The organism is Actinomadura oligospora ATCC 43269 (assembly GCF_000518265.1).
GTDB lineage: Bacteria > Actinomycetota > Actinomycetes > Streptosporangiales > Streptosporangiaceae > Spirillospora > Spirillospora oligospora.
Window position 1 is genome coordinate 279,047 of the sequence record NZ_JADG01000010.1, and the last position, 21,329, is coordinate 300,375.

At 71.5% G+C, this 21,329-nt stretch carries 21 protein-coding genes and 1 pseudogene; 13 read left to right on the forward strand and 9 right to left on the reverse strand.

Features of this window, described 5'->3' with window-relative positions:
* Window positions 1-18: 18 nt before the first annotated feature.
* Window positions 19-1,056 (forward strand): helix-turn-helix domain-containing protein, encoded by a 1,038-nt coding sequence (locus P696_RS57450; RefSeq protein WP_051467793.1) that lies wholly within the window; start codon window positions 19-21, stop codon window positions 1,054-1,056.
* Between the two features lie 31 nt (window positions 1,057-1,087).
* Here the strand turns inward: P696_RS57450 and P696_RS0117445 are convergent, their stop codons facing one another.
* Window positions 1,088-2,026: a hypothetical protein gene (locus tag P696_RS0117445; RefSeq protein WP_026413331.1), complete on the reverse strand. Its 939-nt coding sequence runs from the start codon at window positions 2,024-2,026 to the stop codon at window positions 1,088-1,090.
* 224 nt (window positions 2,027-2,250) lie between these two features.
* Window positions 2,251-4,107, reverse strand: coding sequence for a bifunctional metallophosphatase/5'-nucleotidase (locus tag P696_RS0117450; protein ID WP_084337663.1), 1,857 nt, complete (start codon window positions 4,105-4,107; stop codon window positions 2,251-2,253).
* 496 nt (window positions 4,108-4,603) lie between these two features.
* Here P696_RS0117450 and P696_RS52580 point away from each other — a divergent pair, with 496 nt between their 5' ends.
* Window positions 4,604-6,253, forward strand: coding sequence for a M28 family peptidase (locus P696_RS52580; RefSeq protein ID WP_051467795.1), 1,650 nt, complete (start codon window positions 4,604-4,606; stop codon window positions 6,251-6,253).
* Window positions 6,254-6,408: 155 nt separating this feature from the next.
* On the opposite strand, the gene P696_RS0117460 is transcribed toward P696_RS52580, so the two are convergent.
* From P696_RS0117460 to P696_RS52595, 6 genes and pseudogenes are all read right to left on the reverse strand, one after another.
* Window positions 6,409-6,831: a hypothetical protein gene (locus P696_RS0117460; RefSeq protein WP_157429751.1), complete on the reverse strand. Its 423-nt coding sequence runs from the start codon at window positions 6,829-6,831 to the stop codon at window positions 6,409-6,411.
* Window positions 6,832-7,257: 426 nt separating this feature from the next.
* Window positions 7,258-7,923 (reverse strand): M28 family peptidase, encoded by a 666-nt coding sequence (locus tag P696_RS59315; protein ID WP_425394154.1) that lies wholly within the window; start codon window positions 7,921-7,923, stop codon window positions 7,258-7,260.
* 100 nt (window positions 7,924-8,023) lie between these two features.
* Window positions 8,024-8,341: pseudogene (locus P696_RS59320) on the reverse strand (PA domain-containing protein); the annotation flags it as partial.
* Window positions 8,342-8,799: 458 nt separating this feature from the next.
* A complete protein-coding gene (locus P696_RS46275) occupies window positions 8,800-9,342 on the reverse strand; it encodes a cytochrome P450 (protein WP_034485358.1) in 543 nt (180 codons plus the stop codon).
* On the reverse strand, window positions 9,276-10,052 hold the full coding sequence (locus tag P696_RS46280; protein ID WP_026413335.1) for an MFS transporter: 777 nt from the start codon (window positions 10,050-10,052) through the stop codon (window positions 9,276-9,278). Before P696_RS46280 ends, P696_RS46275 begins: the two co-directional genes overlap by 67 nt.
* Before the next feature lie 29 nt (window positions 10,053-10,081).
* Window positions 10,082-10,411 carry a hypothetical protein gene (locus P696_RS52595; protein WP_157429753.1) on the reverse strand — a complete coding sequence of 110 codons (330 nt, stop codon included), beginning with the start codon at window positions 10,409-10,411 and terminating at the stop codon, window positions 10,082-10,084.
* Window positions 10,412-10,847: 436 nt separating this feature from the next.
* Here P696_RS52595 and P696_RS58150 point away from each other — a divergent pair, with 436 nt between their 5' ends.
* The 11 genes from P696_RS58150 (at window position 10,848) to P696_RS46295 (ending at window position 19,793) form a co-directional block, all read left to right on the forward strand.
* The gene (locus P696_RS58150; RefSeq protein WP_051467798.1) at window positions 10,848-11,414 is read left to right on the forward strand and encodes a hypothetical protein; all 567 of its coding nucleotides are present in this window, start codon (window positions 10,848-10,850) and stop codon (window positions 11,412-11,414) included.
* On the forward strand, window positions 11,411-12,403 hold the full coding sequence (gene bufB / locus P696_RS46290) for an MNIO family bufferin maturase (RefSeq protein ID WP_064744051.1): 993 nt from the start codon (window positions 11,411-11,413) through the stop codon (window positions 12,401-12,403). The genes P696_RS58150 and bufB overlap by 4 nt, the downstream gene beginning before the upstream one ends.
* Window positions 12,396-13,340: an HvfC/BufC N-terminal domain-containing protein gene (locus P696_RS55975; protein ID WP_026413337.1), complete on the forward strand. Its 945-nt coding sequence runs from the start codon at window positions 12,396-12,398 to the stop codon at window positions 13,338-13,340. Before bufB ends, P696_RS55975 begins: the two co-directional genes overlap by 8 nt.
* A complete protein-coding gene (locus P696_RS0117505; protein WP_026413338.1) occupies window positions 13,337-14,575 on the forward strand; it encodes a ferritin-like domain-containing protein in 1,239 nt (412 codons plus the stop codon). The genes P696_RS55975 and P696_RS0117505 overlap by 4 nt, the downstream gene beginning before the upstream one ends.
* A gap of 114 nt (window positions 14,576-14,689) precedes the next feature.
* Entirely contained in the window at window positions 14,690-15,595 is a 906-nt protein-coding gene (locus P696_RS0117510) for an ABC transporter ATP-binding protein (protein WP_026413339.1), read from the forward strand.
* A gap of 1 nt (window position 15,596) precedes the next feature.
* Complete coding sequence (locus P696_RS0117515; protein ID WP_026413340.1) at window positions 15,597-16,337, forward strand: ABC transporter permease; 741 nt, start codon at window positions 15,597-15,599, stop codon at window positions 16,335-16,337.
* A gap of 23 nt (window positions 16,338-16,360) precedes the next feature.
* A complete protein-coding gene (locus tag P696_RS0117520) occupies window positions 16,361-17,734 on the forward strand; it encodes a sensor histidine kinase (protein ID WP_245627703.1) in 1,374 nt (457 codons plus the stop codon).
* The gene (locus P696_RS0117525; RefSeq protein ID WP_051467799.1) at window positions 17,727-18,389 is read left to right on the forward strand and encodes a response regulator; all 663 of its coding nucleotides are present in this window, start codon (window positions 17,727-17,729) and stop codon (window positions 18,387-18,389) included. The genes P696_RS0117520 and P696_RS0117525 overlap by 8 nt, the downstream gene beginning before the upstream one ends.
* A gap of 275 nt (window positions 18,390-18,664) precedes the next feature.
* Window positions 18,665-18,790, forward strand: coding sequence for a hypothetical protein (locus P696_RS58770; RefSeq protein WP_281174948.1), 126 nt, complete (start codon window positions 18,665-18,667; stop codon window positions 18,788-18,790).
* The gene (locus P696_RS0117535) at window positions 18,787-19,032 is read left to right on the forward strand and encodes a BON domain-containing protein (RefSeq protein WP_026413343.1); all 246 of its coding nucleotides are present in this window, start codon (window positions 18,787-18,789) and stop codon (window positions 19,030-19,032) included. The genes P696_RS58770 and P696_RS0117535 overlap by 4 nt, the downstream gene beginning before the upstream one ends.
* Window positions 19,029-19,793 (forward strand): metallophosphoesterase family protein, encoded by a 765-nt coding sequence (locus P696_RS46295; RefSeq protein ID WP_051467800.1) that lies wholly within the window; start codon window positions 19,029-19,031, stop codon window positions 19,791-19,793. The genes P696_RS0117535 and P696_RS46295 overlap by 4 nt, the downstream gene beginning before the upstream one ends.
* Before the next feature lie 75 nt (window positions 19,794-19,868).
* Here P696_RS46295 and P696_RS0117545 read toward each other — a convergent pair whose 3' ends face one another.
* Window positions 19,869-21,326: a pyridoxal phosphate-dependent decarboxylase family protein gene (locus P696_RS0117545; RefSeq protein ID WP_051467801.1), complete on the reverse strand. Its 1,458-nt coding sequence runs from the start codon at window positions 21,324-21,326 to the stop codon at window positions 19,869-19,871.
* Window positions 21,327-21,329 lie beyond the last annotated feature (3 nt).

Consider the following 21,329-nt stretch of genomic DNA (forward strand, 5'->3'; position numbering starts at 1 on the left):
GTCCCAGGAGGCCGACCGGTGGGCAGACCCGAGCGGCCGCTGGACCGTGACGCCGGGCCTGTGCCCGCGTTCGCGGACGAGCTCCGGAAGCTGCGCCGGAAGGCGGGCAGCCCGTCCTACAGGGTGCTCGCCGCGCGAGCGAACTACTCCCACACGGTCCTGTCGGACGCGACCCGCGGTGAACGCCTGCCCACCCTCGCGGTGACGCTGGCGTTCGTCCGCGCCTGTGGGGGCGATCCCGCCGAATGGGAGGTCCGCTGGCACCTGCACCGCCAGCTCGCCGAGGGCCTTCTCGTGCAGCCCGCCGCGAACACCGCCGATCTGGCGGACACGGTCGACGCGGCAGCGGCTGACACGGTGGCCTCGGGAACCTCGGCGTCCGCCATGGACGCCACGTCCCTTGAGGGCGCGGCACCACCGGCGCACGGGACATCGGATCGCACGGCGGCGTCCGTGCCGGGAGGGACGCCTCCGGGCCGTCCGCCTGGGACACGGCCGATCGGCGGGATCGTCCGTCACGCGGCGGTCGCCGCCGTCGTCGCGGTCCTCGCGGGGACGTGCGGCTGGTGGCTGCGTCCCGCCACCTCGTCCGCGCCCGCCGCCGCGACCGGCCCGTCCGCCCCCGCGTCCGCCCAGGTCGACGACGGCACCGACCCCAAGGTCGCCGGATGCACCACGGACGCCTATCCCCGCGACAACATTCCGGTCAGACTCGACCGCCCGGCACGGCTGCACAGCCGCGTCCTGCCCGCCGGGACGCAAGTCGGGACGGTGTACCTGATCTACTCGGTGAGGTGCGCCGGGGCGTGGGCCAGGTTCGCCCCGACGCCCGGCCTCAATCCCGACCCGAACGAGACGTCGGCGGCGTCGGTGTCGGTCCAGGTGGACCGTCCGATCGACGGCACATCCTCGCTCTGGCGGATGGGGCACGTCGACTCGATGTACTCCAATCTGCTGCTGGTCGGCGTCGGCTGCGTGACGGCCGGCGCCACCGTGCGGATGACGGGCCAGGACGCGGTCGGCAGCGCCCACACCAAGTGCCTGGGACGCCCCTGACCGCGTCACCTTCCTGACCGCGTCGCGTTCCTCAGGCGCCCCGCGCGAAGAAGTCGGCCGCCCGCCGCTCTCCCGCCACCGACCACAACACGAGGGCGTCCACCGCCATCAGAACCAGGGTGAGGACGACCCCACCGGCGACCGACGGCGGCTTGGAGGCGAACGGCTCGTGCCGGGGCGTCGCGACGTCCCACAGCTGAACCAGCACGGCCACCCCACCGGCCAGCCCCAAGATGAGCGCCGTGATCGCGTACGCGCGGGCCCACAGCCTGCCCCGGACGAGCCCGACCGCCACCGAGCCCGTGAGCGCGGCCCCGGCCGCGGCGCCGGGGAAGACGGCGGGTGCGAGCGCCAGCGCCACCAGGCTCCCGAACAGGCCGATCGCGGTCAGCGCCGTGAAGTACGCCGCCGCCAGCCACACCGATCCCGGAGCGGTCGACGGTCGTGCGCGATCCACCGCGTTCAGCGCCTCCGCGCGTGTCTGAGTGTGACCGCCGAAATATCGTGCGCCCGCGAGTCCGTAGGGCAGGCGCGCCATCGCCACGCACGCGCCCACGGAGATGAACGCCGCGACCTTCGTCCCGGCTCCGGGGGCGTTGAGCAGCAGCAGACTGCCGATCCCGCCCAGAGCGGCCACGAAGACCAGGGCGAGCCGAGCCCGCTGGATCCCCAGGTGCACCGCCAGCCCGGCGCCCGCGGTGAACAGCCCCAGCAGGAGCAGCGCGAGCACCATTCCCGCCGGCGCACCCGACGGGTTCTTCTGGCAGATCCCGTCGCCGGTGGTGCCGTAACAGGGCGTGCCGTCGAAGGTCTGTCCCGTCGGCTCGGCGAAGGTGGCGACGCTTCCGGCGACCGCGAAGCCGAACATCGACGCTGCCAGCGTGTAGGCGAGGAACGCCGCGGCGTGCACCTGTTCGGGGATGAGGCGGCGACCCGGCCGGGTGGCCGGGAAGGCGGGCCGGTCGTACATGGGCGGCTCCAGTCCACTGGGGTCCGGGCCGCCGTCCGGCCCGGTGACCCGCCCATTCGGCCAGCTCAACCGGTTGTCCGGACAGTCCCGGACAACCGCTGACAACAGGCCCGCCCGTGACCACGACGTTCACCGACCGATTCCGAACATGGAGAAGCCGTGTCCGTGCCGACGGCCCCGGGCCGCGTGCCCGCGTGTAGGGGCGCGGGCACGCGACACGGGGGTCAGAAGACGGGGGTGCCGTTGCGGGTGAGCTTCCAGTTCACGGTGTGGAAGGCGTCGGGGTCGATGGCGCCGGACGCGGACGCGTGGGCGACGATGGCCTCGCGGATGGCGACCTGGGCGTTGTAGACCACCGGCGCGGTGCTGATGTGGGGGAAGCCGCCGCCGCCGGACTGGCGGTAGTTGTTGACCGCCACGACGAACTTCTGGTCCGCGGCGATCGGCGCGCCCTTGTAGGTCAGGTTGGCGATCCGCGAACCGGGGTCCTTGGAGATGTCGACGTCGTAGTCGACGCCCGCGAACTGGTCGTAGTTGTAGTCGGGACGGCCCGCCTCGTTGGTCCACGAGGCGGGGTCGACGGGCGCGTCCGGGGCGGTCTTCTTGAAGTACCGCGCCGAGTACTCCAGGTAGTCCTTGATCTGGGCGCCGGTCAGGACGCTGCCCAGCAGGGTGTTGTCGTAGATGTAGAGCCCGGCGATGTCCCTGATGGTGACCTGCCCGGCGGGGAAGGTCGCGGCCCGGCTGAAGGGGGCGGCGATCGACAGCACCGGCAGCGACGCGTGCTCCGTCCCGGCGATCGCCTCGGTGACCTTCGCGGTCTGGACGAGCTGGACGTAGTCGAGGATCGCGGTGTCCTTCCAGCAGGACTCGGCCGCCGACAGCGCCTGGGTGGAGGTCGCCACCTTCTGGTTGACGTAGCCGACGACGGCGTCGTGCTGCTTCCTGACCAGGCGGGCGATCGCCGGGTCCTCCTGGACGGTGTTGGTGTTCACCGTCGTCGCGGACTTCCCGGTGACCGTCCAGCGGCCCTTGTCGCGGGTGAGGGTGAGGTCGAAGACCGACAGCCGCTCGCCCCAGCACTTGGGTTCGCTCATCACGACGCTCTGGCCGGTGGTCTTGTTCGTCACGTACCGCACGGGGATGTCGAGGTGGGCGTGCCCGAACAGGATCGCGTCGATGCCGGGGACCTGCTCGGCCACCATCGCCGAGGCGTTCTCCACCGGGAGGTCGGTGCCGTAGGACGACAGTCCGCTGTCCCCGGCGTGGGCGCTGACGATCACGACGTCCGCCCCCTGGGCGCGCATGACCGGCACCCAGCGCTTGGCGGTCTCGACCAGGTCGAGGAACTCCAGCTTGCCGGAGACGTTGGCCTTGTCCCAGATCGCGACGCCGGGGTTGGTGAGGCCCAGCAGCCCGACCTTGACCGGCGGGTGGCCGTCCACGTGCATCCGCTTGATGACGAAGGGATGGAACGCCGGACGGGTCGTCCCCGCGTGGACGGCGTTGGCGGCGAGCGCCGGCGCGTCCATCTGGCCGATCCACTTCTCCAGCAGCGGCAGCCCGTAGTTGAACTCGTGGTTGCCGAGCGCCACGGCGTCGTAGCCGATGGCGTTCATCAGCCGCGCCATCGGGTGGACGTCGCCGGTCTTGGTGATGGGCTCGACGGTGGCGTAGTAGTAGCCGAGCGGGGTGCCCTGGATGGTGTCGCCCGCGTCGAACAGCAGCGTGTGGTCGCGTCCGCGCTCGGCGCGGATCTTCTCCACCAGGCTCGACACCCGCGCGAGGCCGACGACGTTCCCGGCGCTGTCGGCGTACGCCGCGTCGGTGTAGTAGTCCCAGTTGACCGCGTGGCTGTGCAGGTCGGACGTCCCCATCACGGTGATGGTGACCGACTTGTCCTTGCCGGGCGCCGCGGCCTGCGCGGTCCCCGGCCAGCCCGCCAGCGCCAGCGCCCCGGCGGCCGTCAGCCCGCCGAGGACCTTCCTGCGGCTCACACCGGACGACTGCTCCGCGTCGTCCGGTACACGGCACGAACACCAGCGCGGCGTCGGACCGGACATGTTCCCCGCATCAACCATGCTTCACATTCCTTCTCTCTGAGGGCAAGGCGACACGATAGCCGTCCGGGATCCGGCGACAACCTGGCGGTATCCCGCAATCTTCGCCCCCGCGCGTTGGCACACCTTGTCCCGCGTCGGGCGCCCTGCGACCGGCGTCCCGGGGACGGACGCCCGCCGCCGGGACGCGAGCTCGACCCGCCGTCCCGGGACCGCCCCACGCGCCGGGACCCGTCCGCGCGGACAGGCTGCCTCAATTCGTCCGTCCGCCGTCGAATTTCCTTCGCGAGGTCAATTTCAATGGCCCGAGTGATCGTCGGCAAAGGTGGAGGAGCGAAGAATTCGCCGCTGAATTGAAGGCGAGAGTTGGCCGGAGAAGGTCAGTTAAAGCCCGAATGGTTTCCAGGGGGTTGAAGTTGTGTCACAGTGATCCTCATTCGGCTGTTGCCGAATGTCATTGGTGTGCGAGGGGAGCTGTCGCATGTCACGTCGACATCGTTGGTCGTCGCGTCCATTCATGGTGCTGGGGGCGGGGGCCGCGCTCGTCGCGGCGCTCGCCACCGCGCCCGCCGGGGCCGCGCCCTCGGCCGCGGACGCCGGCCAGGGGCCGAGCCCCGCCGGATGCGCCAACCGGGTCAACGACACGGCGCGCAAACTGGTCGAGTGCGTCCGGACCGAGGACCTGTGGCGCCACATGCAGGCGTTCCAGTCGATCGCCGACGCCAACCCCGGCCCGGACGGGCACGCGTCGCGCAACTCCGGCGAACCGGGGTACAAGGCGTCCGTCGACTATGTCGCCAAGCTGATGCGCCAGGCCGGGTACGACGTCACGATCCAGAAGTACAAGTTCTTCTACTTCGCCTACGTCGGGGTGCCGACGTTCCGCGAGGTGTCGCCGACGCCGCACGACTACACCGTCGTCAGCGACTGGAACCCTGGTCAGAGCACCGGGACGGCCTCGGCGGCCCTCCAGCCCGCAGGCGGCATCGTCCTCCCGCCGACCCCGACGCCCAGCTCGTCCAGCGGGTGCAAGGCGTCCGACTTCAGCGGCTTCACGGCCGGACGCGTCGCGCTCGTCCAGCGCGGCGGGTGCAACTACGGCGTCAAGGTCCTGAACGCGCAGGCCGCCGGCGCCTCCGGCGTCGTCATCTTCAACGAGGGCAACCCGGGCCGGACCGGCGTGATCGCCGGCAGCCTCTCGGACGCCGACGGCAACCGGATCGTCCCGACCATCCCGGTGTCGTTCACCTCGTTCGCGTCCGGCAGCGACCTGCTCTCCCAGTACAGGCAGAACCCGGCGTCGCCGCCGGTGATGAACCTCGACATCCAGGCGAAGGTCGACCCCGAGGCCGACGACTACAACGTCATCGCCGACTCCAAGGGCGGCGACCCGAACCACGTCGTGGTCGTGGACGCCCACCTCGACGCGATCTACGGCGCCGGGATGCTCGACAACGCGTCCGGCTCCGCGACGATCCTCAACGTCGCCCAGCTGATGCGCAAGGTCACGCCGCGCAACAAGCTGCGCTTCATCTGGTTCGGCGGTGAGGAACTGGGCGAGCTCGGTTCGTCGTACTACGTCAACAACCTCAGCCCCAGCGAGCTGGGCAAGATCGGCTACGACCTGGACGCGGACGTGACCGCGACACCGAACTACGTCGTCGGCGTCCTCGATCCGGCCGGGGTGGACCTGTTCACCCGCGTCGTCTCGACACAGTTCCCGCCGCAGGTCTACGAGCCTTCGAAGGTCGCCCGGGACGTGGGGATCGACTACTTCAACTCCATCGGGAAGAAACAGATCCTGTTCTCCCCGATCGGAACCGACGCCGAACAGTTCAACCTGGCCGGGGTCCCCGCGAGCGGCGTCCTGACCGGGCAGGACTGCTGCAAGCTCCAGTCGGACGTCGACCTGTTCGGCGGAACCCTCGGCAACTTCGAGGGGAAGGTCCCGAGCGACGACGGCGGCTGCGTCGACAACCCGTTCCGCTGGTGCGACAACCTCTCCAACAACGACCCGAAGGTCCTGACCTTCATGTCCAAGGGGTTCGCGAGCATGGTGGTCGACATGGCCTTCGACACCAAGGTGCTGGGCGCGGCGACCAATCCACGCGTCCGCCCCCTGGCCCCGAAGGCCCATCCGGCCAGCCGAGGCGCACCCGCACGCTGACCTGCGAACTCTCGAACCTCATTCCTCAGACGGAGTCGGCCCCGGCAGCTTCATCGCTGCCGGGGCCGTCCCGCTTCTGGCCTTGCTGACCTGCGCGCCGGAGGAGCGTTCCCCTGCCGGCCTACGGCACGCGCGTCAGCGTCCGTTCAGGCCGTTCACTTGACGTGGACCACAACCGAGCTGGTCTTGTAGGTGTGGTTCCAGTGGTGGTGGCGGTCCCTGGACTGGACGACGCCACGGAAGGTGTAGGCGCCCTTCTTCGTTCCGAAGCGGTACCCGAGGGTGTAGACCTGCGCCTTGTCCTTGCGGCTCCAGTGGCTTTGGGTCGTGCACTTCACGGTCGTGAACTTCGCCTTGCCGGCCGAGCGCTGGAGGCAGAAGCGCAGGCCGCTGAGGTGCTCCCCGGCCGAGTCCGAGGCCGCCGCCATCTGGAACGCGACCGCGCCGCGGGGGTGGACGGTCTTGTGTCCCGCCGTCAGGGTGAAGCTTTCCTTCGCCGAGGCCGCCCCGGCCGTGCCCAGCGTGACCGTCCCGGCGGTCGCGAGGACGCCCGCGGTGAGGATGAGCTTGCGTCGCATCAGCAACTCCTGTCTCGTTTCTTGGTGGACGAGACGTTAGATGCCACGCTTACGCAAGAGGTTAAACATCAATCATGTGACGTGTGTCACATGTCAGCCGGCCATTTTCGGAGGGCGTGATCGAGGCCCGTGACCGGTCCATATCAACGTCACGTATGGACACTGAAAACGTTACGCTAACCTGCGCCTGAAGGAACCTCGCGCCGGTCGGCGAACATGCGGGCGCTGGAGAATTCGACATCCCCTCGAAGCTTCCTCCGCGCGACGGTGTGTACCGAATGCGCGTGCCTCGCAGTGGCCATTCCTATATCGGTCAATCAGTGAATTCGAAGCGGACGATCGGTGCCGCGAGTGGTGGACGGCGACGGCGGCGCGTGCACGGAGGGGTTCCGTGCGCGCGCCGCCGTCGTTGGGTGGGCGTGGTGGTCAGGGGGTCTGGGGGACGGTGATGGTGGGGGTGGTGGCCGCCCAGCCGACGGCGTAGGCGAAGGCGCGGCTGTGGCGGTCGAGGGCGAGCGGGTTGATGTTGGCGGTGGTGTCGCAGGGCTGGTGGTAGCAGGGGTCGTAGGCCTGGCCGGCGATGCCGCCGAACCGGGCGGCCTGGTCAGCGGTCTTGGCTCCGACCGAGCCTCCGAACATGCCGCCGACCGGGATCCCGGCCTTCATGAACGGCTCGTGGTCCGAGCCGACCGCGGTGGTGGGGGCCAGCTCGTACGGCAGGTGGCGCTGGGTGAAGTAGGCGTCGAACGGGACCGAGGTCGCTCCGGGGCCGTTCATGACGAAGCTGACGAAGTTGGGCGCGCCGATCATCTCGGCGTTGAGGTACAGCAGGATGGACTGCTTCTGCGCGGGGGTGAGCTGGTCGACGTAGTAGTCCGACCCCACGTCCACCAGTTCCTCGGCGCCCCACCAGATGAACCGCACGCGGTTGGTGGCGGTGTGCTGCATCGGCGCGAGCTTGAGCGCGGTCTGCAGGAGGGCGGCCGCGGTGGAGCCGTTGTCGTTGATGCCGGGGCCCTCGCCCACGCTGTCGAGATGGCCGCCGGCGATCACCACACGGTCCTTGTCGCCGCTCGTCGTCTCGGCGATCAGGTTGTTGGTGACGCCGGAGACGGTCCGTCCGCGCCAGTCGAGGTTGAGGGTGAGCGGACCGGACGCGGCCTGGGCCCGAAGCCAGTCGGCCCTGCTGCTGCGAGATGGAGGCCAGCGGGATCGGCGGCGGCGCGGCCCCGAACCAGTGCAGCCGCCAGACGTCCTGCGGGGTCGTGGTGGGGATGTAGAGCAGCACGGCGCGCGCTCCCGCGCCGGCGGCGACGTTGAGCTGCTGGCCGTGGCCACAGGACGCGCGGCCGAGGAGGACGACGGCGTCGCGGACGTCCAGGCCGTCGTAGTCCGCGGCCTGGCAGCCGGACGCCGGGCCGATGACGAGCCGTGTGGAGACGCCGCCCTCAGGGAGCGGCGGCGACTGGTCCAGCAGGAGGGTGCGCAGCGAGGTGGCGGGGGACTGCACGTCGGTCCGCTCGGCCTGGACGTCGAAACGGCTGTAGGGGACCGGCTGCTTGGTCGGGTGGTAGCCGGCGGCGGTGAGCGCCGCATCACGTAGTCCTCGGACGCGGTGACCCCCCGGGTGCCGACCGCGCGGTTGCCGTTGTTGGCGTCGGCGATGCGCTGGAAGGCGTCCAGGTGCCGGGTGACGGCGTCGCCCGTCACCGCGGTGGCCAGCCGGTCGGCGAGGCCGCCGCGTGAGGGGGTGGCCGAGGCGCTCGGGCCGACAGGGCGATCACGCTCGCGAGCGCCACGGGGGCGTCGAGCGCGGCGGATCGGAGGAGGCGGCTCGGCAGTGGGCGGCGGGTGCGGCTCTTCGGGGATGACATGGGTGCTCTCCGAGAGGTGTGGTCGGGCGCGGACAAGGTGGGTGCGGGCGTGCGGGTGTGCTCCGTCCGATCTGGCGGACGGGTGTGCGGGCGCTCAGTGAGGTGGACGGGCGAGGGGAGGGGACGGGGTGAAGGTCACGGGGAGCTCGGCGAGGCCGCGCAGGGACGAGGTGCGCCATTCCAGTCGTTCGGCGGGCTTGGCCAGAGCCAGGTCCGGGAGGCGGCGGAGGGTGGTGCCGATGGCCACCTCGGCCTCGAGGCGGGCGAGCGCGGCCCCGAGGCAGAAGTGGATGCCGTGTCCGAACCCGACGTGCGGCGCCTCGCCGCGCCGGACGTCGAACCGGTGCGGGTCGGTGAACCGGGCGGGGGCCCGGTTGGCGGCGGCCAGCGAGGTGACGACGAGGTCCCCCCGGCGGACGCGCGTGCCCGCGAGGTCGAGGTCGGTGGTCGCGAAGCGGGCCAGTCCCGTGCCGATCGGCCCGGTGTGGCGGATCAGCTCCTCGACGGCGGACGGCAGAAGCGCGGCGTCGGCGCGCAGGACGGCGAGCTGCCCGGGGTGGAGCAGCAACGTCATGACGCCCATGCCGACGAGGTTGACGGTGGTCTCGTGACCGGCCAGGACGAGCAGGATCGCCATGCCAGAGACGAAACGCGTGGGCAGGTACGAAACGCGTGGACAGAGACGAAACGCGTGGACAGGGGCGTCGTGCGCCGGGTGCGGGGGAGGCCCCGGGTGGTGAGGAAAGCCGCGATCACGCCGGTCACCGAGGCCGCGAACACGACCAGGTGCAGCGGGACGAACTCGGCGACGGCCCCCGACAACGCGAACCCCGTCCCCTGCCAGAACATCAGCCCGGCGGTCTGGAGACCGAGCGCGCGGGCGCGCAGCGGTTCCGGGGCGCTGGCCAGGAGCAACCGGTCCAGCCCGAGGTGCTGGGCCCCGCCGATCCCCGACACCACCAGGACGACCAGAGTGACGAGCAGGCCAGGGCGCGTCACGTACACCAGCAGCGGCACGAACATCACCGTGGTGAGCACCGGCACCAGCCTCACCTGCAGAGCCGCGCTGCCGAGCCACGTCATCAGCACCTCGCCGAGCACGAACCCCGCGGGCAGCGCGCCCATGAGAATCCCGGTCTGGACCTTCCCCACGTGGAGCTCGTGCGCGTACGGGATCACCAGCGCCTCGGGCGCGCTCGCCAGCATCGGCAGTATCCAGCCGATGACCAGGATCTGGCCGACCGGCCGGAACCTCATGACCTCCCCGAGCCCCGACAGCGAGTCCCGCAGCAGGGGCGGACGGGCGCCGGTGTCGGGGCGGCGCTCCCTGGTCCCCAGCCGCAGCACGACCGCCGAGCCCGCGAAGCACGCCGCGTTCAGCAGCAGCGCGCCGCTCGGGGAGATGACCGTGAGCAGCGCGCACCGCCGATCGCGAAGCCTCCGATCTGCGCGCCCTGGGTGAAGACGCGCAGCAGGCTCCGCCCCGGCGCGTAGGCCGCCTCGGGCAGCGCGTCCGCGATCGTGGCCGCCCGCGTGCTCGCGAAGACCGGCGCGATGAGTCCCAGGACGAACGCCAGCACCGTCAGGGCCAGCTCGGCGACCACCGTGCCCAGCATCGAGATCACGAACGACCCGAAGATCGCGCGGAACTCCCCGACGGCCAACGCGTCCCGGTAACGACTCTGCTGAACCGACGCCACAGTCATGACATGAACGTCGCACGCGACCCCGATCAAGGCCAACGATTCGTCCCACGACGAATCAGCCCGAGGACACCGCGACGGGGGGTCTTCCATTCGGCAGGATCTGCTGTGCCGCCCCTTCGGAATTCGCCACGAGTGCCCGTTGACGGATGACCGGCGTCCATGACATTCCCGGTGGCCTGATGGCCGACGGCGGAGCCGTCACCGGCTTCGCCCGCGACGGTTGGGGTAATTTGCCCTGATATATGGCGAACAGTGGCAATTGTTTGCAGGCGTCCGGAGTGAAGTGTCCGCTTCTCGCGGAAAGGTGAGGGAAATGCTCCCTTGTTTCGTCTGGCGTTTGTCCGCGAGATGCTCCGGGAAGCATGGACGTGGTCGATCCGCCGGTCGTTCCGGGCGGTGCCGGAAGGCTCGAATTCACAGGACGAGGTTGCTTGCCATGGCGAAGGACAAAGGCCAGGACGGTCACGACGGACGGCTGACGGCGAAGGACATCGAGGCGTTCGTCAAGGGCGGTGAGAACGGCCTTCAGCAGCGGCACCGGGTCCAGGAGTCCGGGCCCGAGCGCGGGGCCGCGGCCCAGGAGACGGAGGCGACGGACCTGCACGTGTGCATGGGGCTGAACGCCTGCGTCGGGCACGGCGCGAAGGGCAGCGGGATGATGGCCGGGATGGGGGAGTGCGCCACGGTCACCCACGTGTGCCACGGCGCCAACGAATGCCGCGGCCAGGGAGGGTGCGGCTACAGCGGGCACGACGCCGAGCAGGCCATCCCCGGGGCGCAGCACTGCCGGTACTCGGGCAGCTGCGCGAGCCCGATCAACGAGAGCCGGGTCCACGCGGCGGGGCCCTTCCGCGGGACGAGCGTGTGGAAGCGGGCCCGCAAGGTGTTCGAGCAGCGCATGTACGAGGCCGGGGTCCCGTTCGGGCCGTCCCCCGGCGCGGGGATCCCCGACGACCTGGTTCCGCCCTACGAGCGTCCGCGGCCCCACGGCACGCCCCAGTGACCGGCCCGAGGCCCGAACGGGACGCGACCGGCCTGCCGAATCTGGGGCTGGGCCTGGGGCTGAGGTCCCCCCACCTGGCGTACGTCCTCGCCGAGTGGCCCCAGGTCGACTGGTTCGAGATCATCTCCGAGAACTTCATGGACTCCGGCGGCTATCCCCGGCACGCGCTGGACCGGATCGCCGAGCGGTATCCGATCGTCATGCACGGGGTGTCCCTGTCGATCGGCGGCAGCGACCCCCTCGACATGGACTACCTGGCGCGGCTGCGCGCCCTGGCCGACTCCCTTCCGGCGGCCTGGGTCTCCGACCACGTGTGCTGGACGGGCGTCGCCGGGCTGAACACCCACGAGCTGCTGCCGATCCCGTTCACCGAGGAGTCGCTGCGTCACGTCGCGCGCCGTGTCGAGGTCGTCCAGGACGTCCTCCAGCGGCCGCTGGTCCTGGAGAACCCCAGCACCTACGCCTCGTTCGCCCATTCGGCGATGACGGAGTGGGAGTTCCTGGGCCGCCTGTGCGAGGAGTCGGGCTGCCTGCTCCTGCTCGACGTCAACAACGTCGTCGTGTCGGCCTTCAACCACGGCTTCGACCCGGACGAGTACGTGCGGGCGCTGCCGCACGACCGGATCGCGCAGATCCATCTCGCGGGCCACGCCGACCACGGCACCCATCGGATCGACACCCACGATCGCCCGGTTCCCGACAGCGTGTGGGACCTGTACGGCCGGGCGATCGCCCTGGCGGGCCCGACCCCCACGCTCCTGGAGTGGGACGACAGGCTCCCGGCGTTTCCCGACCTGCTCGCGGAACTGGCCAAGGCACGTCCCTACGTCGAAGCGCGCCACCCGGCGACGGACGGCGCCCCAGCGGCGAGCGGCGTCGCGGCATCAGGTGGCGCCCCAGCGTTCGGCGGCGTCACGGCGGCGGGCGGCGTCACGGTGGCGGGCGGCGTCACGGTGGCGGGCGGGGTCACGGCGGCCACCCATGGGTGATGCGGCGGACGCGCCGACGCTCACCGACGTCCAGCACCGCCTGCAGTACGCCCTCCTCGACCCCGGGGCACCGGCTGAGCAGGCCGAAGCGATGCTGGCGGGGACGCCGGAGCTGAGCGCGGCGCGACGCCTGGAGATCTACCGGAACGGCTGCCGGAACCGTCAGCTGGAGACGATGGCGCACCTGCATCCTGCGCTGCGCCATCTCCTCGGGGACGAACTGTTCGACGACTTCGCGTCCGGGTACCTGGAGGCCCGTCCGTCGCGTGCCTACACGATGGCGCGCCTGGACGAGGGGTTCGCCGGCTACCTGTCGGCCGGACGGCCGGACTCCGACGGCTCGCAGGCATGGGTCGACATCCTCATCGACCTCGCCCGCTACGAACGTGCCTTCGCCGAGGTCTACGACGGCCCGGGAACCGAGCAGGACGGCCCACTCACCGACCTGCTCACCGGCCAGGTCCCGGAGTGGCCTGCCGGACGGCCCGCCCTCGCGGCGGCCCTCGGCGAGCGGCGGATCGTCATGGCGCCCTGCGTGCGCTCGCTGCGGGTCGGCGCCGCCGTCCACGAGTACCACGCGGCCGTGCGCGGCGGGACGAACCCGCCACCGCTCACCCCACAGCCGACATATCTGGCCCTCTGGCGCCGCGATTACCGCGTCCGGGTGACCGCTCTCGCTCCGCAGGCCCACGCTCTGCTCGAAGCCCTGCTCGGCGGGGCCGCCTTCCGCGAAGCCCGCGCCACGGCGGCCCTGGAACCGGCCGTGGCCTGGGGGCATGTGCGCGAATGGTCCGCGTGCGGCTGGATCAGCGCGTTCACCGAGCCCCCGCCACCACCGCAGACACCGGAGACATCGGAAACGCCTGCGACGCCGGGGGCGCGGCGCGAGCCCGCCGCGTCGTCCACACCACCAGCACCACACGGGAGCACGCAGTGAGCACGCAGACGAACATCGAGCAGCCCGCCGTCACGCTGTCCACCATCCTGGACGAGTTCCCGGTCGACGCCCGCAAGGGGATCAAGACCCTGGAGCAGCTCGTCAACCACCTGCTCCAGGCCGCGGCCGTGGAGATGCAGACCATCCCGATGTACCTGTACGCCATGTTCTCCCTGTCCGGGCGTGGCAACTCGCGATGGGACCCCGGGATCGGCGCGCAGCGGCTCATCCGCAGCATCGTCGTCGAGGAGATGCTGCACCTGTGCATGGTCCGCAACATCCTCGTAGCCCTCGGGCAGGGCGGGAAGGCGAAGTTCTACAACAAGCAGTTCATCCCCGACTATCCCGAACTGATGCTGCACCGCCACCCGGATCTGGTGCTGCATCTCGGCAAGTGCGACACCGAACTCGTACGGACGGTGTTCATGGAGTTCGAGCGTCCCAAGGCCAAGCCGGGTGAGGGGAAGCCGCCGAAGGGGCAGTACGCCACGATCGGCCTCTTCTACAAGTCCATCATGAAGGGCCTGGAATACCTGGACGGAAAGCAGAATCTCTGGGGCAACACCCAGCGCGAGCTTCAGTACATGGGGGCGTACTGGAACAAGGACGGTGGCGGGGAGCCCTTCGTCGTCGAGAACCTCAAGACCGCCACCCAGGCGCTGAAGATGATCGTCGACCAGGGCGAGGGGGTCGACCCCAAGAAGCCGTCGGTGCCCATCGACCCGCTCAACCCCAAGCCGGGACTCGACGAACTCCCGCACTACACCAAGTTCCAGCGGATCGCGGACGGGATCGAGCCGATCGGCCCGGTCTGGGTCGTGGACACCGACCCCAAGTCCCTCCAGTACCTCGAGGACCCTGCGGCGTCCAGCATCAACGACCTGTTCAACGCCGCCTACTGCTACGTGCTCCACATGATCGACGTCATCTACAGCACCTCGGCCGAGGACATCGCCCCAGGCGCCAGGAGCAGGCGCTACGGCCTCGAACGCTCCTTCATGGCCGCCATGCAGGGCGTCCTGAGCGGCATCGCCGAGGCGATGGTCGCCCGCACCCTCGCTCCCGGAGGTCTGGACGATCCGCAGATCGCTCCGACCTTCGAGTACGTCGACCTCCCCGCCACGGGCAAGAAGAAGCACCTCATCGACCTGTGCAACAAGGCGATTCCCCACTTCCCCCAGCTCGGCGGCGACAACAGCACCCTGTGGCTGCTCAACAAGATGCCCGACATCTGACCGAGGGGGCAGCGAAGACAACGGGGTCGTAGGACGGCATCAGCCGATCGGCTGATGCGGCTTCCAGCGTGACGGACGATGCCCGGCGGGGGAGCGGCGCGGGAGGCTCCCCGCATGGCGATCATCGAGGTCGACGGGCTGCGGAAGTCCTACGACGGCCGGACGGTGCTGGACGGGGTCTCCTTCGCCGTCGAGGAGGGCGAGATCTTCGGACTGCTCGGCCCCAACGGCGCGGGCAAGACCACCACGGTCGAGTGCGTCGAGGGGCTGCGCAGGCCCGACTCCGGCAGTGTGCGGGTCGCCGGCCTGGACCCGGCCGCCGACCGGAAGGGCGTCACGCGGATCCTGGGCGTCCAGCTCCAGCACAGCGACCTGCAGGACAGGCTCACCGTCGGCGAGGCGCTGGGGCTCTACGCCGCCTTCTACCCGCATCCGGCGGACGGGCGGGCCCTGGCCGGACGGCTCGGCCTGACCGACCTGCTCGGCCACCGCTTCGGGACGCTGTCCGGCGGGCAGAAGCAGCGCCTGTTCATCGCGCTCGCGCTGATCGGCCGTCCGAGGGTGGTGGTCCTGGACGAGCTGACCACCGGCCTGGACCCGAACGCGCGCCGCGACACCTGGGAGCTGATCGACGGCCTCCGGAACGACGGCGTGACGATCCTGCTCGTCACCCACTTCATGGAAGAGGCGCAGCGGCTGTGCGACCGGGTCGCGGTGCTCCGCTCGGGCGTCCTGGCCGCGCTGGACAGCCCCGCCCGGCTGATCGAGCACGCCAGGAGCGCGACGATCGTGTCGTTCACCCCCTCGCGGCCGCCCGACGACGACGCGCTGGCCGCGCTGCCCGCCCTCCGGACCGTCCGGCGTCCGGGCGACGGGCGGCTGGTCGTCAGCGGGACGGACGCGACCGTCGAGGCGCTGATGTCCCTGCTCGCGCGCGACGGGATCGTCGCGCACAACCTCCGGGTGGAGACCGCCACCCTCGACGACGCCTATCTCGACCTCACCCGCGGGGAGCACTGACATGTCCGCGTCCGTCGCCGTCCTCAGGGCCGAGGCCCGGCTGCTGTCCCGCGAACCGGCCAGCGTGTTCTGGATCCTCGCCTTCCCCGGCCTGCTGCTGACGCTGGTCGGCCTCGTCCCGTCCTTCCGGGCCGACGCCCCGGCTCCCGGCGGGGGACGGACCATCGACCTGTACGTCCCGGTCACCGTGCTGCTCGGACTGGTCATGGCCGGTCTCCAGTCGCTGCCGCCGACCCTGGCGGGCTACCGCGAGAAGGGGATCCTGCGCCGGATGTCCACCACGCCGGTCCGTCCGGCCGCGCTCCTGGCCGCCCAGGTGATCGTGCACGGCGCCGCCGCCCTGGCCGGCGGGATCGTCGTCGTCGCGGCCGGCCGCCTGCTGTACGGCGTCCGCCTCCCGGCCAATCCCGCCGCCTACACGGCGACGCTGGCCCTCGCCACGCTCACCGCGCTGGTCGCGGGGGCGCTCGTCGCCGCGCTGTCGCGGACGGCCAAGGGCTCCACGACCACGGCCACGATCCTCTTCTTCCCCGTCGCGTTCACCGCCGGGGTCTACGTCCCGGTCCAGTCCATGTCGGAGGACCTGCGGCGCGTCGTGGAACTCACCCCGTTCGGCGCCGCGTCCCAGGCCCTCCACCAGGCCGCCTCCGGGGGTTGGCCGAACCCGTCCCACCTGGCGATCATGCTGGTGTGGACCGTGGTGCTGGGCGGAGTCTCGGCCCGCTGGTTCCGCTGGGAATGATCCAGGCTCGGGGGGACGGCACATTGAACGCGACGCCGGATGCGACGCTGGACGGCACGCTGGACGCGACTGCGGACGGAGCCACGACGGACGCGACCGCGGCGGACGGGACCGCGGCGGACGGGGCCGCGGCGGTCGCGACTGCGGACGGGGCTGTGACGGACGGGGCCGCGTCGTGGCAGCGGCGGCTTCTGAACGGCGGGCCGTTCGTGCTGCTGGGGGTGGGCGGGGTGCTCGCGACCGTCAGCGCGGACGCGCTGATGACGCCCGGCAGGGAGCGCGCCGCCATCGTCCTCGCGGTGGCCGCGCTCGCCCTTCAGGCGTGGTGGAGCCTCGTGGGCGGGCGGCGGCGTCCACGTGGTCCGGCGCATCGCGTCTACTACCTGCTGCGGTGGGCGGCCGGGTTCGCGCTCACCTGGTGCAATCCCCTGTTCGGGGTCTACGCGCTGCTCGGCTACTACGACGCGGGCAGGCTGCTGCCGCGCCACCTGGTGCGTCCCGCGCTGTTCGCCACGGCGGTCACCATGGCGGGTTCCAACGCGGGCGGTCTGCCGCCCACGGAGGGCAGGCACTGGCTGGCGTTCGTCGCGCTGCTGGCCCTGCACGCCGGGCTCGCCCTCGGCTTCGACCACATCGCGGTCAAGGACGCCGAGCAGGCCGCGTCGAGGGCGGCGGCCCTGGCCGAGGCGCGGCTGGCGAACGTCCGCCTCGCCCGGGCGCTCCAGGAGAACGCGGGCCTGCACGCCCAGCTTCTCGTCCAGGCCAGGGAGGCGGGCGTCGCCGACGAACGCCGGCGGCTGGCGGCCGAGATCCACGACACGCTCGCCCAGGGGCTGACCGGGATCGTCACCCAGCTTCAGGCGGCGGCCGACAGCGCCGACCCGGCCACGACGCGCGACCACGTCCAGCGCGCGTCCGCGCTCGCCCGGCACAGCCTGGGTGAGGCCCGCCGGTCCGTCCAGGACCTCGGCCCCGCGCAGCTGGAGCAGGATCCCCTGCCCACGGCGCTGGAGAAGGTCGTCAAGGGCTGGTCGGACGAGACGGGCGTCCAGGGCGAGTTCGTCGTCACCGGGACCGCCGAACCCCTCCATGACGAGATCGAGGCGGCGTTGCTGCGCATCGTCCAGGAGGCGCTGACCAACGTCGCCCGCCACGCGGACGCCCGCCGGACCGGGGTCACCCTCTCCTACATGGACGACGAGGTGAGCCTGGACGTCCGCGACGACGGCGGCGGCTTCGACCCCCGCACCCCGCCCGCGCGCGACCATACGGGCGGTTTCGGGCTCAGCGGGATGCGGGCCCGCGCCGAACGGGTCGCCGGGACGCTCATCGTCGAGTCCGCGCCGGGGTTCGGTACCGCTTTGTCCGCGCAAGTACCGTTGGTGCGCCATGACTGATCCCCTCGCCCCCGCAGGCCCCTCGTCCCGGCGTCCCGTCACGCTGGTCATCGCGGACGACCACCCCGTCGTCCGGCACGGCCTGCGCAGCATCTTCGCGTCCTCGCCGGACTTCGCCGTGCTGGGCGAGGCCGCCGACGGGCCGGAGGCGGTCGCGCTGGTCACCCGCCTGGACCCGGACGTCGTCCTGATGGACCTGCGCATGCCCGGCGGCGGTGGCGTGGAGGCGATCGGGGAACTGGTCCGCCGCGACGTCCGGACCAGGGTGCTCGTCCTCACCACCTACGACACCGACTCCGACACCGTCGCTGCCATCGAGGCCGGGGCGACCGGCTACCTGCTCAAGGACACCCCGCGCGACGACCTCTTCGACGCCACGCGGGCCGCCGCCGAGGGCCGGACGGTGCTGTCCCCGGCCATCACCGCCCGCCTGGTCTCCCGGATGCGCGCTCCGGCCAACGAGACCCTGAGCGCCCGCGAGCGCGACGTCCTGCGCCTGGTCGCCCAGGGGACCTCCAACCGCGAGATCGCCGCGCTCCTGTTCATCAGCGAGGCCACCGTCAAGAGCCACCTCACTCACATCTACGGCAAACTCAACGCCAAGGACCGCGCCGCCGCCGTCGCCACCGCCTACGACCGCGGCATCCTCGGCTGACCGGGCTCGGAAGGACGGCGGCGGCCGACGCGTTCAGGCCCCAGGGGACGGGCCGGTCGGCCGGGAACGAGGGCCTGACCTCGCAGGACTCCTCCGCGTCGCCTCCGAGTAGGAGGCCGTTCTCCGGGTATCGGTCCGGTGATCGCCATGCAACCAGAGGAACGCGTGGGGGACTTGGACACGGGCGGTTCCGGGTCGGCGGCGGACGACCTGGTGGTCATGCGGCTGCGCGCGTTCACCGAGACGGCCTGCGACTTCGGCGGCCACCTCCACGTGTGCCGGTCGCTCCGGGAGCTGGTGGACTGGCCGAGGTCGGACGCCGCACCGCCGACTCGCCGTACGCCTACGCGTTCCTGACCCTGCTCGCCAGACTGGGCGTCATCAAGGGGGAGTTCCTGTGACCGACCAACCCGACTACCTGGAGGCCCACATCTCCGAACGGCTCGCCACGCGCGCGCACGAGCTGGGCATCAGGGTGGACGTCCGGGACGACGTGGTTTACCTTCACGGCGAGGTCGTCTCGGACGACCAGCGGCGCGAGCTGGAGGAGGCCGCGCGCGAGGCCGCCGAGGGCCGTGAGATCCACAACGAGGTGTCGGTGGTCCCGGTCCGGGCCCCGGACGGAGAGGAGACGCTGTCATGATCCGGCTCGCCGCCGTCGGGGACGTCCACCTGGGTCCGGAGTCCGCCGGAAGCTACGGCCCGCGCCTCGCCGGGCTGTCCGAGCACGCCGACGTCCTGCTGGTCGCGGGCGATCTGACCCGGCACGGGACGCCCGAGGAGGGCGAGGTCGTCGCCGCCGAGCTGTCCCACGCGGACGTGCCGGTGATCGCGGTGCTCGGCAACCACGACTACCACTCCGACCGTCAGGACGAGATCGCCGGGATCCTGCGCGACGCCGGGATCACCGTGCTCGAGGGAACCGGGACGGTGGTCGACCGCGGCGGCGTGCGGCTGGGCGTCGCGGGCGGCAAGGGGTTCGGCGGCGGCTTCCCGGGCGGGTCGGCGTCCGACTTCGGGGAGCCGGAGATGAAGGCGTTCGTCCGGCACACCCGCGAGTTCGCCGACCGGTTCGGCTCGGCGCTGCTCGGGCTCGACTGCGACCTGCGGGTGGCGCTCACGCACTACTCGCCGGTCGCGGGCACCCTCGCGGGCGAGCCGCTGGAGATCTACCCGTTCCTGGGCAGCTACCTGCTCGCCGAGGCGATCGACTGCGCGCACGCCGACCTGGCCGTCCACGGACACGCGCACCACGGCACCGAGAAGGGCGTCACGCCCGGCGGGACGCGCGTCCGGAACGTGGCGCTTCCGGTGATCAGGCAGGCGTACGCCGTCTACCGCCTCGCGCCCGGCGAGACCGCCCCGGACGAGCCCCTCGCCAGTCAGCCCGAGCCACTGGGGTGAGCCTGACCGGGACCGGCCTGAGCACCGGCCTGGACGGCAGGGGAATCACTCCGGTCACCGGCTGACGGAGTGCCGTCAGCCGCGGGTGAGGTCGGTGGCGAGGGACTCCACGTCGGACTCGGTGGTGGCGAAGTTGGTGATGCAGGCCCTGAGGGCGGGGGTGCCCGCGAGGCTGGTGGTGGAGATCCAGGCGCGGCCGGTGGCCAGGACGCGTTCGGCGATGGACTGGAGGCGCTCGGCGTCGGCGTGAACGTCGGACGGGCCGTCGGACGGGCGGTCGCGGCCGTCGGTGAAGCAGACGACCGGGAGCGGGGTGTGGTTGAGGACGCGCCACCCCGCTTCGGTGAGGCGGCGGCGCAGGAGATCGCCCAGGTCGGTCTGGCGTTCGATCGCCTGGGCGTAGCCTTCGCGTCCGATCGTGGCGAGGGTGACGAAGAGCTTGAGGCCGATCGCCCGGCGGGACCACTGGACGGACGAGGCGTAGGGGTCGGGCGCGCCGGAGATCCCCTCGGGCATGTAGGACGTGGAGATTCGGAAGGTCTCCTGGAGTCCCTCGGCGTCGGAGGTCAGGAACGTGCCCGCGCCCATGGGCATCGACAGCCACTTGTGCGCGTCCAGGGTGACCGAGTCCGCTCGCTCGATCCCGTCCAGGACGGGACGGAGCCGGTCCGACAGCGCGACCGCACCGGCCCACGCCGCGTCCACATGGAACCGCATCCCCTCGGCGGCGGCCAGGTCGGCCAGCTCGGGGAGCGGGTCGATGACACCGGCGCTGGTCGTTCCCGCGGTGCCGACCACCAGGAACGGCAGGTGCCCCTGCGCGCGGTCGGCCGCGACGGCGGACGCCAGCGCGCGCGGATCCATCCGCAGGTCGGGCGTGACCGGGACGAGCCGCACCGCGCCGCGTCCCAGCCCGCACATGTGCGCGATCTTCAGCCAGGCCAGGTGGCTCTCGGCGCTCGCGTACAGGACGGGCCGTCCGGGGAGGGCGGCGACCCCGTCCTCCGCGACCTCGGGGAACGTCCGGGTGAGGGCGAGCAGGACGCCGGTGAGGTTGGCCTCGGCGCCGCCGCTGGTGAAGTGCCCGGCCACCGGATCGCCCGGCAGGCCGAGCCGTCCGCCCAGGTGGGCCACCACGTGCCGGTCGATCTCGGCCGCTGCGGGCGCGTGCGACCAGGCCGCCAGCTGCGGGTTGAACGCCGCCGTCAGCAGGTCGCCGAGGACGCCCATCGGCGCCGGGTTGGGATTGAAGAGCCCGAAGTATCCGGGATGGGTGGTGTGGACGGTCCAGCGGCGCAGCAGCGCGGCGGTGTCGTCGAGCACCGCCTCCGCCTCCAGCGGGGCGTCGAAGTCGTATCGCCGCAGGTGATGCCGCACGGCGAGAGGATCGGCGTCCGGGGTGACGGGCAGGTCGCGCACCTCCCCGGCGTGCCTGTCGATCAGGTCGAAGGCGTGGGTGAACAACCGGCGCCGCTCGTCCGCGTCCATCTCCAGGGCCGTGTTCGGCTTGAACTCCGCGAGTGATCCGTCCATGTC